At 58.5% G+C, this 14821-nt stretch carries 10 protein-coding genes and 1 tRNA gene; 6 read left to right on the forward strand and 5 right to left on the reverse strand.

Going from position 1 to position 14821, the window contains the following annotated elements; translation table 11 throughout:
* Window positions 1-47 precede the first annotated feature (47 nt).
* Complete coding sequence (locus H6973_01615; protein MCP5124365.1) at window positions 48-1790, forward strand: type I secretion system permease/ATPase; 1743 nt, start codon at window positions 48-50, stop codon at window positions 1788-1790.
* Between the two features lie 19 nt (window positions 1791-1809).
* Here the strand turns inward: H6973_01615 and H6973_01620 are convergent, their stop codons facing one another.
* Window positions 1810-3669, reverse strand: coding sequence for an ABC transporter substrate-binding protein (locus tag H6973_01620; GenBank protein ID MCP5124366.1), 1860 nt, complete (start codon window positions 3667-3669; stop codon window positions 1810-1812).
* Window positions 3670-3735: 66 nt separating this feature from the next.
* On the opposite strand from H6973_01620, the gene H6973_01625 reads away from it, so the two are divergent.
* Window positions 3736-4521: an enoyl-ACP reductase gene (locus H6973_01625; GenBank protein ID MCP5124367.1), complete on the forward strand. Its 786-nt coding sequence runs from the start codon at window positions 3736-3738 to the stop codon at window positions 4519-4521.
* Between the two features lie 274 nt (window positions 4522-4795).
* Here the strand turns inward: H6973_01625 and H6973_01630 are convergent.
* Window positions 4796-4882 (reverse strand) — tRNA-Leu (locus tag H6973_01630).
* A gap of 107 nt (window positions 4883-4989) precedes the next feature.
* Between H6973_01630 and rnr the strand changes: the two genes are divergently transcribed.
* Window positions 4990-7227: a ribonuclease R gene (gene rnr, locus H6973_01635; protein MCP5124368.1), complete on the forward strand. Its 2238-nt coding sequence runs from the start codon at window positions 4990-4992 to the stop codon at window positions 7225-7227.
* A 5-nt stretch (window positions 7228-7232) separates the two neighbouring features.
* Complete coding sequence (gene rlmB, locus H6973_01640; protein MCP5124369.1) at window positions 7233-7994, forward strand: 23S rRNA (guanosine(2251)-2'-O)-methyltransferase RlmB; 762 nt, start codon at window positions 7233-7235, stop codon at window positions 7992-7994.
* Window positions 7995-8031: 37 nt separating this feature from the next.
* Here the strand turns inward: rlmB and H6973_01645 are convergent, their stop codons facing one another.
* The 3 genes from H6973_01645 to H6973_01655 are packed head-to-tail and all read right to left on the reverse strand — an operon-like array spanning window position 8032 to window position 12383.
* A complete protein-coding gene (locus H6973_01645) occupies window positions 8032-9177 on the reverse strand; it encodes a carotenoid 1,2-hydratase (GenBank protein MCP5124370.1) in 1146 nt (381 codons plus the stop codon).
* Between the two features lie 9 nt (window positions 9178-9186).
* Window positions 9187-11694, reverse strand: coding sequence for an ABC transporter permease (locus H6973_01650; GenBank protein MCP5124371.1), 2508 nt, complete (start codon window positions 11692-11694; stop codon window positions 9187-9189).
* Window positions 11691-12383: an ABC transporter ATP-binding protein gene (locus tag H6973_01655; protein ID MCP5124372.1), complete on the reverse strand. Its 693-nt coding sequence runs from the start codon at window positions 12381-12383 to the stop codon at window positions 11691-11693. The genes H6973_01650 and H6973_01655 overlap by 4 nt, the downstream gene beginning before the upstream one ends.
* A gap of 118 nt (window positions 12384-12501) precedes the next feature.
* Here H6973_01655 and H6973_01660 point away from each other — a divergent pair, with 118 nt between their 5' ends.
* Both H6973_01660 and H6973_01665 read left to right on the forward strand, forming a co-directional pair.
* Window positions 12502-13155: a polysaccharide biosynthesis/export family protein gene (locus H6973_01660; GenBank protein MCP5124373.1), complete on the forward strand. Its 654-nt coding sequence runs from the start codon at window positions 12502-12504 to the stop codon at window positions 13153-13155.
* 35 nt (window positions 13156-13190) lie between these two features.
* Window positions 13191-14810, forward strand: coding sequence for a chain length-determining protein (locus H6973_01665; GenBank protein ID MCP5124374.1), 1620 nt, complete (start codon window positions 13191-13193; stop codon window positions 14808-14810).
* The last annotated feature ends 11 nt before the right edge of the window (window positions 14811-14821 follow it).

Genomic DNA, 14821 nt, shown 5'->3' on the forward strand with positions numbered 1-14821 from the left:
GTGCTTAATGACCCCTTTTCCGCTGCACCGCCAGGGATCTCTTGCCTATGAAACCCAAACTGCCGCCTTCCGATCTGCAAAAAGCCCTGCGCGTTTGCCGGCAATCCTTCCTTTCTGCTGCTTTCTTCAGTCTGTTTATCAATCTTTTAATGTTGACTCCCACCTTGTACATGTTGCAAATGTACGACCGGGTGCTGTCCAGCCGCAGCGAGTCAACATTATTGATGATCACCCTGATCGCCATTGCCGCATTTATTGTCCTAGGCGGGCTGGAACTGGTGCGCTCCCGCATTCTGGTTCGAACCGGCGCTCGCCTTGACAGCCTGTTGAATCCTCGACTGTTCCAGGCCATGTTTGACCAAAACCTGCAACGCCCCGGCGTCAGCAGTCAGGCGCTGAATGACTTGAACAATCTGCGGCAATTTCTGACCGGCAGTGGTCTGTTCGGCTTCTTCGATTTGCCCTGGACGCCCATCTATCTGGCGGTGATGTTTCTCCTTCATCCAATCCTGGGCTGGTTTGCCATCGGCAGCTCCATTCTGGTATCCAGCCTGGCGATCGCCAACGAATTCGCCACCCGCAAACCACTCAATGAAGCCAACGCCAAGGCAATTGCGAACAATAATTACCTGACCAGCAATCTACGCAATGTCGAAGCTCTGGAAGCCATGGGCATGTTGCCTGACATTCGCCGTCGCTGGCTGGAACGGCACCGCGAGGTGCTGGGTTTGCAGGCGCAGGCCAGCGATCGAGCGGGTTTGCTCAGCAGCACCAGCAAAACCTTGCGTATGCTGTCGCAGTCGCTCATTCTGGGTATTGGCGCCTATCTGACCGTTGAACACCTTATGACAGGCGGTATGATGATTGCGGGTTCAATTCTGATGGGTCGGGCGCTGGGTCCCATTGACCATATCATCGGTAACTGGAAAGGGTTTCTCTCCTATCGCGCCGCCTATAGCCGCCTTAACGAACTGCTGCGCCTTGTGCCGGAGCGGCGACGCTACATGCCGATTCCAGCGCCCGAAGGATACTTGACCCTGGAAAACGTCGTAGCCGCACCACCAGGTACAAACGTCGCTGTATTGCGTGGACTCACCTTCTCGATCGCCCCAGGCCAAGCGCTGGCGGTCATCGGCCCTAGCGCCGCGGGCAAATCCACCTTAGCGCGGGTGATCCTAGGCGTTTGGCCGGTAGCCGGCGGCAAGGTACGGGTGGATGGCGCCGATATCCAGCATTGGAACCGCGAAAATCTGGGTCCCTATATCGGTTACCTGCCGCAGGATATCGAGTTGTTTGCTGGCACAATCAGTGAGAATATCGCCCGCTTCGGCGAAGTGGATCCGGTCAAAGTGGTGGCGGCGGCGCGCCAGGCCGGAGTTCACGAAATGATCCAACGCTTACCGCAGGGCTACGATACCCCCGTTGGCGAAGCGGGCGGTTTCCTCTCGGGCGGCCAGCGCCAGCGCGTCGGTCTAGCCCGGGCGCTGTATGGCGAACCCGTGCTCATCGTATTGGATGAGCCAAATTCCAACCTCGATGACCAGGGTGAGTCGGCGCTCATCCGGGCTATCAACGAGCTGAAGGAGCAAAGACGCACGATCGTGGTCATTACGCATCGCACCAGTATCCTCAACGCCACGGATCACATTCTGGTCTTGCGCGAGGGACAAGCGCAAATGTTCGGCCCACGCGAGCAGGTGCTGGGGCAATTGATCCGTCCGGTGGCGACCCCCCCACCCGCATTGCCTAATTCCCAAGTCGCCATGCATGTTCAGCGTGCTCAGGGTTAGGCCGCGCGTTAAAGGTGGATTAATCGGTTCTCTCCGATCCCGAATCGCGTTGGCCTGACGCCGCCTTGGCGGGATCAATCCACCAGGCGTTCAGTTGCACCCCCTGCAAAGGGGTCACAGCCGGGTAGCCGAACTTGTCCCAAAAGGCGAGTCGGGCGTAGGGAATATGCCAGTGCGGAATCACCAGGTAATTCCATTGCAGCGCCCGATCCAGGGCCCGCACCCGAGTCATCAGGCTGGCGCGATCCGGCGCGGCGATCACCTGCTCGACCAATGCATCCACTGCGGGATTTTTGAGACCGGCCAGATTGCGGCTGCCCGGCTGGTCAGCGGAAGCGCTGCTCCAGAATTCCCGCTGTTCGTTACCGGGAGACAAGGATTGACCCCAGACATGCACGATCATGTCGAAGTCAAAGCTGCGCACCCGGTTCTCATATTGCGCGGAATCCACCGTGCGCAGGCTCATCTCGATGCCTAGCCGCTCCAGATTGCGGGCGAACGGCAGGCCAATCCGCTCCCAGGTCGGTTCGGCAATCAGCAACTCGAACCGGAACGGTTCACCGGTTTTTGCATTAACCAGCTTGCGGTCGCGGAAGGTCCAGCCAGCCTCTTGCAACAGTTCCAGCGCCTTGCGCAGATTAGCGCGCAATTGCGCGTCATCCTTGGCCACCGGCGGCTGGTACTCGGTTGTAAATACTTCCTGCGGCAGTTCCTTGCGCAACGGTTCCAGCAGCGCCAATTCCTTTGGGGATGGCAATCCGCGCGCGGCTAGGTCCGAATTATCGAAATAGCTCCGGGTCCGTTTGTATTGGTCAAAGAACAGGTTGCGATTGCTCCATTCAAAGTCGAAGGCATAGGCCAGCGCCTCACGAACCTTGGAATTTTGAAACAGCGGTCGCCGCAGGTTGTACACAAATCCCTGCATCCCAGATGGCAATTGATTTGGGAAGGTTTCTTTCTTGACCCGTCCCTCGCGCAAGGCTGGAAAGTCGTAACCAGTGGCCCATTGCTTCGCGACGTTCTCCACGCGCAGGTCGTAAGCGCCAGCCTTGAAGGCTTCCAGCGCCACCGTGACATCCCGGTAGTAGTCATAGCGCAAGCGGTCGATATTGTACTGACCTCGGTTCACCGGCAGATCCTTACCCCAGTAGTGTTCATCGCGAGCATAAACAATGAACCGACCCGGTTCAAAGCGCTCGATTTTATACGGACCACTGCCAACCGGCACATCCAACGTAGTAGCGCTAAAGTCCCTGTTTTCCCAATATTTCTTGGACAGGATCGGCATGTGGCCGACAATCAGCGGCAATTCCCGGTTTTCGCCGGGGGCAAAAGTGAATTTTACGCGCCGCTCATCCAGTCGCTCGACGCCGGTCACATTGGCATAGTAGAAACGATAGGAGGGGTGGCCCTTGCTCTTCAACGTCTCGAAGGAAAACAGCACGTCATCCGCCGTGATCGGACTGCCGTCATGAAATTTCGCCTGGGGGCGCAGGGTGAACGTCGCCGAACTGCGATCATCGGGAACTTCCACGCTTTCGGCGATCAGTCCATATTCGCTGAACGGTTCGTCGGCGCTGCTGGTCATCAGGCTTTCAAATAACTGACCAATCTCGACAACGGATTCACCCTTGATATTGAATGGGTTGAACGTATCAAAACTGCCGATCGCCGCGAACCGCGCCTCGCCGCCTTTAGGCGCATCGGGATTAACGTAATCAAAATGCGTGAAATCCGGCCCATATTTTGGCTGACCATGTAGCGCGATGCCGTGCATCGGTTCCGCGAACGCCACCGTCGCCAGCGGCAAGCCGCCGAAGATCAGCAGACTAACGGCAACGGCCAGCCCGCCGGGAAAACAGAATTTTGCACGATTCATGTCTATCCTTTACAGTTTGCCTGTTCAACTCATTTAGACGATAGCAAAACATCAAAGGAGTTCATTATGGGCTTTCTCGCCGGCAAACGCGCCCTGATTCTGGGGGTCGCCAGCAACCGCTCCATCGCCTGGGGCATCGCCCAAGCCATGCATCGGGAGGGCGCCGAACTCGCCTTGACCTATCAGAACGATAAGTTGCAACCCCGGGTCGAAAAAATGGCCGCCGAGCTGGACAGCTCCATCGTTCTGCCCTGCGAGGTGGAGCGGGATGCTGACATCGACGGCCTGTTTGAAGCGCTCAAGCAACATTGGGATGGATTAGACATCATCGTTCATTCCATTGCCTACGCGCCGCGCGAGGCGCTGGAAGGCGATTTTCTGGAGGGGATCAGCCGGGAGAATTTCCGCATCGCCCACGACATTAGTTCCTACAGTTTCGCGGCGCTGGCTAAAGCGTCCCGACCATTGATGAAAGGTCGGCGTGGGGCGCTGGTCACCATGACTTATCTGGGCGGGGCGCGGGCGGTGCCGAACTACAACGTTATGGGTTTGGCCAAGGCCAGTCTGGACGCCAATGTGCGCTATCTGGCCCAAACCTTGGGGCCGGAAGGCACCCGGGTGAACGCCATTTCCGCAGGACCCATCCGCACCCTGGCGGCCTCCGGCATCAAGAACTTCCGCAAGATGCTGGATACTTTTGAACACATCGCGCCGTTGCGTAAATGCGTAACTATTGAAGAGGTCGGCAATACCGCAGCTTTTCTGTGTTCGGACCTGGCTTCCGGCATTACTGGAGAGATCATTTATGTGGATGGTGGTTTTAACACCGTCGCGCTGGGAGCAATGGAATAGGCATTGTTTGCTCCAGATGCAATTCGGGATTCGCTCGGCGAATCTGGAAAAAGCGGCGTTCACTCAAGCGTGGCGGCAAACGCAAGATTAAGCGGACATCACCATTTCCCCAACGACCCTGTTCACTTTCGACGGCTCGCATTTTCCCCAAATCATCAGGTTGAGCGCTGACCATTGACATTGACGCTGACCGGAAATCAGGACGCTGGCGCAGCATGGATTTATCGACGGTGGGAACGCAAAAAAGCCCGGCATTAAACCGGGCTTTTTAATCTGGTGCCGAAGAGAGGACTTGAACCTCCACTGGGTTTCCCCAACTAAGACCTGAACCTAGCGCGTCTACCAATTCCGCCACTTCGGCTTGAAAGCATCGCTTGTATTACGACGGGAGCGGACTATACGGATAGACCCCACAACTGTCAACCCGTTCCCCTTCACCAATTTGTAATTTATCCATAATGATCTGAAATGAAAAATAAAAAACGCAGTTCCTGGCAACAGATTGATCCCTTTGCCGTCCGAGAACAAGAAAAATATGGACGAACCATTCCCAGCCGTGAACTGATTCTCCAGACTCTGGAAGAACGCGGTATGCCGCTGACTTTGGAAGAACTTTGCAAGGAGTGGCGGCTGGATGAATGGGAAGTCGCAGCATTGTCTCGTCGGTTGCGCGCCATGGAGCGGGATGGACAGCTCATCCGCAACCGCCGCGAGGGTTATGGCCCGGTCACCCGGATGAATCTGGTCACCGGTCGCGTCATCGGCCATCCCGAAGGCCACGGCTTCCTCATTCCCGACGAGGGTGGGGACAGCTTGTTCTTCTCACCCCGGCAAATGCGCAAGCTGCTGCACGGCGACCGGGCGGTGGCGCGCGTGATCGGCGTCGATTACCGGGGACGCCGCGAGGGCGCAGTCGTTGAAGTGCTGGAGCGCAACACTGAAACGGTGGTCGGGCGGTTCTGCGAGGAACGCGGCGTCTATTTCGTCATCCCGGACAATAAACGAATCAACCAGGACATCATCGTACCCGCAGAGGGACGTGGCGCAGCCCAGGCCGGCCAGATTGTGATTGCCGAACTGATTGAGCAACCGAGCGCCCAGAATCGACCCCTCGGACGCATCAAAGAGGTGCTGGGCGATCACATGGCCCCAGGTATGGAGATTCGCATCGCCATCGCCAGCCACGGCATCCCGGTGGAGTGGCCGGAGGCGGTGATCGAGGAAGCCCGTCAGTACGGTGAAACAGTCCCGGAGTCCGCTAGTCAGGGACGCTGGGATTTGCGCAACACGCCGCTGGTCACGATTGACGGCGTCACCGCCCGCGATTTTGACGATGCGGTGTATTGCGAGCGGCGCGGGAACAATTGGCGGTTGCTGGTCGCCATCGCCGATGTGTCGTGGTACGTGCAGCCCGGAACGGCGCTGGATCGGGAAGCCCGCAAGCGCGGAAATTCCGTGTATTTCCCAGACCGGGCGATTCCGATGCTGCCGGAAACGCTGTCCAACGGCCTGTGTTCGCTGAACCCGCGTGTTGACCGGTTGTGCATGGTCTGCGAAATGACGATTAACGCCGAGGGCCGCATTATCCGTTCCCGCTTCGCTGAGGGGGTGATGCGTTCTCAGGCGCGTCTGACCTATGACACAGTCGCCGCCATCGTTGCCGAACGCAGTCCTCAGCTCCGCGCCGAGTATGCTGAACAAGTTCCACACCTGGATCGCTTGCTGGAGTTGTATCAAGTGTTGCGCATCTCGCGGGAACAGCGGGGCGCGATGGATTTCGATACCCAGGAAACGGAAATTGAGTACGGCGCGGACCGCAAGATCGAACGCATTTTGCCCACCGAGCGCAACGATGCGCACCGGCTGATCGAGGAATGCATGATCGCTGCTAACGTCGCCGCCGCCCGGTTTCTCCAGCGCCATAAAATGCCGGGGTTGTACCGGATTCACGAGGGACCGACCGAGGACCGGTTGAACAAGCTGCGCGCTTTTCTGGGCGAACTGGGATTAGGGCTGGGCGGCGGCGATAAACCTGCGCCGCGCGACTACACCCGGTTGCTGGAACAGGTCCACGAGCGGCCGGATGCACATCTGATTCAAACCGTAATGCTGCGTTCGCTGGCCCAGGCGGTTTACAGCCCCGGCAATCTTGGCCATTTCGGCCTGGCGCTGGAGACTTACGCGCATTTCACCTCGCCGATTCGCCGCTATCCTGATTTGCAGGTGCATCGCGCCATTCGTCATGTTCTCCAAGGCGGTAAAGCCGTAGATTTTTCCTTTACCCACGCCGATCTGGTGGGGCTGGGCGAGCATTGTTCGATGACCGAGCGGCGGGCGGATGAGGCGGTGCGCGATGCCATGGAATGGTTGAAATGCGAATATATGCTGGACAAGGTCGGACAGGTCTTCGATGGCATTATTACGGGAGTGACAGGATTTGGCTTGTTCGTGGAATTGCGCGGCGTGTATGTGGAAGGTCTAGTGCATGTGACGGCGCTGCGCAATGACTTCTATCGCTTCGATCCCATCGGCCATCGTTTGCAGGGCGAGCGTTCCGGACGGATCTACCGGCTGGGCGATGTCTTGCGGGTTCAGGTAGCGCGCGTGGATCTGGATGAACGCAAGATCGACTTTGAGCCGGTGGAAAGCCAGCGTGGCGAATCAATGCACCGCAATCGCTATCCGTTGCGGCGGCGGAAGGAGTAAATCTCTTGGTTGAAGAACTGATTTATGGCCTGCATGCCGTCGCGGCGGCGCTGGACTATGAGCCGGAACAGGCGCGTGAACTGTGGATTGAGCGCCAGCGCCGGGATCGGCGGATTGAGGCGGTGCTAGATACTGCAACCCGGCTGGGTCTCACCGTTCACCGGGTTGACCGGACGGAACTGGATCGCTTGAGCGGCAGCGCACATCATCAGGGCGTGGTGGCCCGCCTGGCTGCCCGGCAACAGAAATACGGGGAGGATGATCTGCCAGCGCTACTGGCGGCGGTCGAAGGGCCGCTCCTGCTGCTCGTCCTGGACGGGGTGCAGGACCCGCACAATCTTGGCGCATGCCTGCGCAGCGCAGCGGCGGCGGGTGTTCACGCCGTCATCGCGCCGGCTGACCGGGCCGCTGGTTTGAACGCGACGGTGCGGAAAGTCGCCTGCGGGGGAGCGGAAATCGCACCGTTCATACCAGTCATCAATCTGGCTCGCACTCTGCGCGGATTCAAGGAACAGGGCATCTGGGTCATCGGCGCGGCGGGCGCGGCGGGCGCGAGTTTGTATGAGGTGGATTTCACGCCGTCAACAGCGATTGTGCTGGGCGCGGAGGAGAAAGGTCTGCGCCGACTGACCCGGGAAGTTTGCGACCAGCTAGCGCGCATTCCCATGGTCGAAGGCGGCGTCGAAAGTCTGAATGTATCGGTGGCCGCGGGAATTTTTCTGTTCGAGGTTAGGCGGCAGCGGGGCGTAAGAGCAGGATTCGATTAGTAACGGAACCTCGGGTAAAGCCGATTGCAAAGTCAACCTATCGTTCATACCGCGTCATCTCTAGATAACCCTGTCCCTGGATAGGACGCTCTCCGGCGCGACCGGCCACCGCCACCGCCCCTTCCCAATAACGCACAGTCAGCCGCATTTCCTGATCCGCTGCTTTCGGCGTCACCGTCAAATCCAGCTTTTCGTCAGGCAACCGCAACCGCCAACCCGCCGGATACCGGTCCCCAGTCTGCGGGCTGATCCATTCACCCAAAGGTTGCACATCCACTGCACCCCACCGCAGGAGGCGCGCCTGACCCTTCTGGTCAACCAGCACGCCCTTGCTGAACGTGTCCATGCCACCGTTTTTCAGACGCAAGCGGTAGAACATGAGGTCGCGTCCATCGTCGAGTTGCAGCGCGAACCAGTCCCAGCCACTTTGCTCTGACCCCAGGGCGCTGGTGCTCCACTCCCGATCCAGCCAGCTTGAACCCTGAACCTTGAAGATTTGCCCATTCAGGTCAATTGCGCCCATCGTAGGCAATCGGGTATGGGAGTAGTAATACGACGCATTACCAGGTTCAGCGCTTTTCTGGCTCCACCCCCGATCGCCTTGTAAAACCACCGGCTTACCGATTTCGAGGGTCAAATCGAGCGTGATGCCGCCTTCCCGCGCCCGCAACCGCATGGGGAAAGCGTCAGCTGCAGTCCCGGCCAATTCCCAATCCTCCAGCCAGACCCGAAACGGCGTCGCTCGCGCCCCGGCCAAACCCAGCGCACCCCGGCTGAACCGCTCAAAGCTGGAGTGTTTTTCACTGGCAACATCGGTCAGTGCGAAATGGCCCATGTAAACCTGATTCGTTCGCCAGGCTGAATCGGCTGCCGGCGGATTGGGACTCAAGGCGATGCGAAACAGGGTCAATTGATAGCCGAAGGGTCGGCCAGCGGCGTCCGCCAAATTGCCCGTCACATACCACCACTCGTTGCGAAACTCCGGATGCGGCCCATGATCCTCCGGGAAACGAAAGGGACGGGGCTGGTCAGCGCGCTGATAGCCGGCGCTATCGTCGCCGCTCAGCACGCTGCTGACGGTCACGCTCTCAATCGGTTTGAGGTGGGGGCGAGTGAAGTAACCGATCAGGGCTACTCCAAGCCCAACGATGAGCAGACCGTACCCTCCATATCGTTTATTCATAGCAAATCTTCACTCCATCCGCAGCGCTTCCGCCGGTCGGGCGCAGGCCATGCGCCAGATCGGATAGAGTCCAGCAAGCAGCGCCGCGAAGATCGCCAGCGCCACGGTTTCCAGCAACAACCACGGATTGACCTCGAACGGCAAACTCCAGCCAAACGCCCGGCGGTTGATGACAAAAATCAGCACTGCCGCCAACAGCAGTCCGGTCGGAATTGCCAATAATCCCGCCGCCGCTCCCATGAAACCCGTTTGCAACGACACCAGTCCGCCGATTTCGCCCGCGGTCATGCCGGTTGCGCGTAATACCGCGAATTCCCGCGCCCGTTCCAGTTGCAGGGCCAGCAGGGCGCTTAATACCCCGACGACAGCAACCAGAATCGCCAACAATCTTAATACATTGGTTATCGTGAACGTGCGGTCGAATATTTCCAGAGTACGCGCCTGAATATCACGGTTGGAGCGGAACAGCAGCGGCTGAATCGGCCCCAGCCGTTCCTGCAAGCGCTCGCGTAGCACTTTCAGATCTTGACCCGGCGCGGCGAACACTGCGGTTGAACTCACTGCCGGATCGCGCCAATAACGTACATAGCCGGACTGATGCAGCAGAATCCGCCCGTGTTCCGAACCATAGTCCAGGAACACCCCGGCAATCGGGAACGTACGGGGACCCTGGTCGGTCGGCAATGTCACCGTATCGCCAACCCCGAGTTGGCGGCGATAGGCTAGTGGTTCCGAAATCAGCACCGCTTCGCCCGTCTGGAACGCCCGCCATGCCGAATCGGAATCACCGTTGATCAGTCGATAACCGGCCTGAGAAGCTGGCGCGAGATCCGCAGCGATCAGGATCACCGGGCGGTCATCGAGATCAATCCGGATTCTCCGATAGGTGGAAATCGCCGCTACGCCCGGCGTATTGCGCAATACCGCCAGCGCCTCGGGCGCCAGCGCTTCCGAACGGCTGCCGCTCTCCTCGATGCTGGGGGGAGCAATATACAAATCGGCATTGAGCAAGTCGTTGATCCAGATGGTCACCCCACCCCGGAAACTGTCCACCATGACCCCCACGCCCACCGTCGCGGAGAAGGCTACCATCAGCGCGGCTACCGCAATGCCGGTGCGGCTGAGATGACGGGCGACATCCCGGTTGGCCATGCGCGCCAGCAACCCCAACCGGGCGGTCAATAGCTGGTTCAATCGCACCAGCCCGACCACCAGCGGCGGAGTCAGCAACGCACAGCCAATAATCAGCAGGAACAAACCGGCGAAACCGGTCACCAGCGATCGGAAAAACAGCAATACCAGTCCCCCAGCTGCCAACAACGCCACTCCTGCCCACAGGAAACGCGGCATGGACGCATGCCAGCGCTTTTCCAGATAAGCGCGACTTAAAACAGCACCGGGTGGAGCATCCGCTGCCTCGCGCGCTGGCAGCCAGGCCGCCGCCAGCGTCGCCAACACGCCCAGAACCGCGCCCTTGGCCAGTGAGCCGGGATCAATGAAAAACTCGCGGACGCTGAGGACGTAGTACAGATCATTGATGGTGCGCGTGACCAGATGCACCAGCCCGGAACCCAGCCAGAGACCCAGCAATCCTCCCAGCAACGTACCTGCCAGACCGAGTAACAGCGCCTCGCCTAATACGCCAACAAACAGTTCCCGGCGACTGACGCCCAACGCTCGCAACCTGCCCAACAGTGTGCGGCGTTGCACGACCGAAAAAGTGATGGCGTTATAGATCAGGAACATGCCTACCACCAAAGCCAGCAGGCTCATCGCCGTCAGGTTGAGCGAGAATGAGGCGCTTAAATCCGCCATCGCCTGATTGCGTTCACCGGCCCGCTCCACTCGCAGGCCGGGAGGTAATTGGGATTGCAATGCAGCGGCCTGTCGTTCCCCAGCGGAACCGTCGGGCAAGATGAGATCGATGTGACTCAAGCGTCCTGGCAGACCGAGCAAATGTTGCGCCGTCGCCAGGTCGGCAATGATCAACCCGTCCAACTCGGGTCCGAGCAACGTCCCAACACTTTGCAATGGGAATCGTTGCTCCTCGCGCTTCAAGGTCACCCGCCCACCGAGCAACTCCGGCAACAGCGCAGCCTGTGAATCCAGCAGCAGGGCGCGCAGGTTGAAGTCGCTACCGGTCAGATCAGCGGCGGCCTGGCGAAACGGCCCTTCGGCGAAGGGATCGACGCCAAGAATCTGCAAGAGTTGCCCCGGTCGATCCGCATTGGGCAAATAGCCCGTAACCACGGGCGCGGCAGGACGCAGACCCTGCTCAACTCGCAGTTGCACATATAACGCTTCCGGCACGCCTTCGGCGCCGCCGACGATGCGATGGGTTGCAGCGCCGCTGATCCGCTCCATCGCCAGGTCGAAACTCCGGCGGGCGCTGGCATTGGCTAGATCTACCGCCACCACGACAGCGACACCCAGAGCAATGCCCAGAATGGCTAGGCCCAATTGCCAGGGATGGCGCCACGGATGCCGCAGCAACGCCTTCCAGAAGAGTGGAGTCACCGGATCATCTCTCGAATATGGCCAGACTCCAATAACAGCATCCGATCCGCCCGGGCGGCGACCTCACGACTGTGGGTCACCATGACAATCGTAGTTCCCGCCTGCCGATGCAGTTTCAACAGCAGTTCCAGAATCTGCTCACCGGTTTCCATATCGAGATTGCCGGTCGGTTCGTCAGCCAGTAACAGCAAGGGTCCGTGAGCCAATGCCCGAGCAATCGCCAGCCGTTGCTGCTCCCCGCCCGACAACCGCTCGGGAAAACTGCGCCGGCGATCACCCAAACCGATATTGTCCAGCAATTCCAGCGCTCGATCACGTTGTTCCGCTGTGGCAAGTCCATTGAGTTCCAGCGGCAGCAGCAAATTTTCCTCGGCGGTGAGCGTAGGAATCAAATTAAAAAACTGGAAGACAAAACCAATATGACGACGACGAAAGCGGGTGCGGTCGCGTTCATGTAAATCTGTCAGAACCTGGCCGTTAATTTCAATCCGCCCGGCGTCCGGCAAATCGATGCCGCCCAGCAAATTGAGCAAGGTCGACTTGCCGGAACCGGATTGGCCCAACAGGACGATAAACGCGCCGCGCTCAATATCCAGGTCGAGATCGGCGAGGATGACGCGCTGTTGCTCCCCTTCAGCATAGCTGCGAGTCAGCCGGCGAATTTTGATGAAAGCCGATGAATTATGCATGATGACTCTCTATAATCATGGGCGATTATGGTTTATCGATAGTCGACTGGACTCATATACAGTGTCATCGAAACTCAGCAATTCAAGATCAATATTGACGAGCATAAGGCTGTAGAGGATGCGGCGCGCGATGAAATCAAGGCACAGGGCATCAACTGGACTCATGTTGATCGCAGCAGGCTTGCTGGGAGCATGCGCTTCTTTTCAGGGCGGCGAACAGTTGCCCGCTTCAACTAACTATGGCTCTCAAACCACCTCGCCCGATCAGTATAACTATTTGATTGGTCCTGGCGATCAGGTTCAGATTTTTGTCTGGCGCAATCCTGAAGTATCCCAGTCGGTCACCGTCCGACCGGACGGCAAGATTTCCACGCCACTGGTTGAGGATCTACAGGCCAGCGGCAAGACGCCCACGCAACTGGCCCGTGATCTGGAAAAAGCGCTGGAAACCTATATCCGCCAGCCCATTGTCACGGTGATTGTGGCTGGCGGCATCGGACCTTATAGCGAACAAATTCGCGTAGTAGGCCAAGCCGCAAAACCACAGGCCATTGCCTACAAGCGCAAAATGACTTTGCTGGACGTCATGATCGCAGTCGGTGGATTAACCGAATTTGCCGATGGCAATAACGCGAAAGTGGTGCGGATTGTTGACGGCGAGCAAAAGGAATACGTAGCGCGGGTCGATGATCTGCTCAATGATGGCGACATCAACGCCAATGTCGACATGCTACCGGGCGATATTCTGATCATTCCTGAATCCTGGTTCTAAACGCGGCGAATCCTGCAAAAACCGAAGGTGCAGCCATGCAAGAAATCATTGGACAATTACTGGATTATTTACGCGGCATCTGGCGCAACCGTTGGTACGCGATGGTTTGCGCATGGATTATTTGTCTCATCGGCTGGGCGGTGGTTTACCGAATGCCGGATCAATATCAGGCTTCCGCCCGGGTGTTTGTGGATACTCAGTCGGTCTTGCGCCCACTTCTGCAGGGATTGGCGGTGACCGTCAATCCGGATGCTCAAATTGGATTGATGACGCGCACGCTGTTAAGCCGTCCCAACCTGGAGAAGATTGCCCGCAACGCGGATCTGGACATTCGCGCCCAGGATACCGACGCGCTGGAGGATCTGCTCAACAGCCTGCAAAAGCACATTGGACTGGCCAGCGCGGGACGGGAAAATCTGTACACCATCACCTTTACGGATCGCGATCCGCAAGTGGCTAAAAAAGTGGTGCAGGCGGTCGTCACTGTGTTTGTGGAAAATCTGCTGGGCGAAACCCGCCAGGATACCGATACCGCCCAGCGTTTCCTGGAGAAACAGATCGCCGAGTATGAAGGCCGCTTGACCGAGGCGGAAAACCGCCTGAAGGAGTTCAGAATCAAAAACGTCGGGATGATGCCCTCCGAAGGAGAGACGTACTACACGCGCCTGCAGCAGGCCGGCACTGATTTGGACAATGTGAAATTGGAATTGAACCAGGCGGAGAGTCGACGTAATTCGCTGCTGATGCAGATTGGCGGCGAGGAGCCGACCTTTGGCATTGGTCCCCAACCGGGAATCGCTGGTCCCGCCGGCCCGGCTGGCGACCCTGCCTTACCCATTGATGGCCGAATTCAGATCCTTGAGCAAAAGCTTGACGAGCTGCTGCTCAAATACACCGAACGGCATCCCGATGTCGGCATTCTCAAGCAAACCATTGCCGATCTGCGCCAGCAGCGCGAACAGGAACTGGAGCAATACCGGGCCAGCATGGCCGCCAACGCCGCCGCCAGCGCCGCCAGCAGCGGCGCCGGATTGGGCTTTGGCCCGGCAGGGATCGACGCCAATCCGGTTTATCAGCAACTCAAGGTCGCACTCGCTCAGGAAGAGGCGAATGTCGCCTCCCTCCAGGCGCGCCTGGCGGAATATGAAAAGCGTTATAAGGAATTGCAGGATCAGGTCAATACGATCCCGCGGGTTGAGGCAGCGCTGGCTGCCCTGAACCGTGATTATGACATCAATCGCAAGAAATACGACGAGCTGGTCGCCCGACGGGAATCCGCCCGGCTCTCCCAGGAAGCTGAACAAACCAACCAGGATATTCGCTTCCGCATCATCGATCCGCCCCGTGTGCCGCTCGACCCGACCGGGCCTAATCGGCCGCTGTTAATTTCTGGAGTATTGGTCGGTGGACTGGGAGTAGGGGGTGGAATTGCATTTCTGCTGGCGCAGCTTTGGCCAACCTTCGACAGTCGGCGCAGCCTGTTACACGCCACGCAGATTCCAGTCTTTGGCAGTGTCAGGGCGGTGCTTTCCCCGGCCGCTGCTCGTCGCCAGCGCTGGATGCTGCTTGCTTACCTGGCCCTGGGCAGCAGTCTGCTAGCGCTCTATGGCGGATTGCTGGTTGTCGAAACCATGGGCTTCAAACTGCCTGTATGATCCATCCGGGA

It is taken from the genome of Gammaproteobacteria bacterium (assembly GCA_024235095.1).
Lineage (GTDB): Bacteria > Pseudomonadota > Gammaproteobacteria > Competibacterales > Competibacteraceae > UBA2383.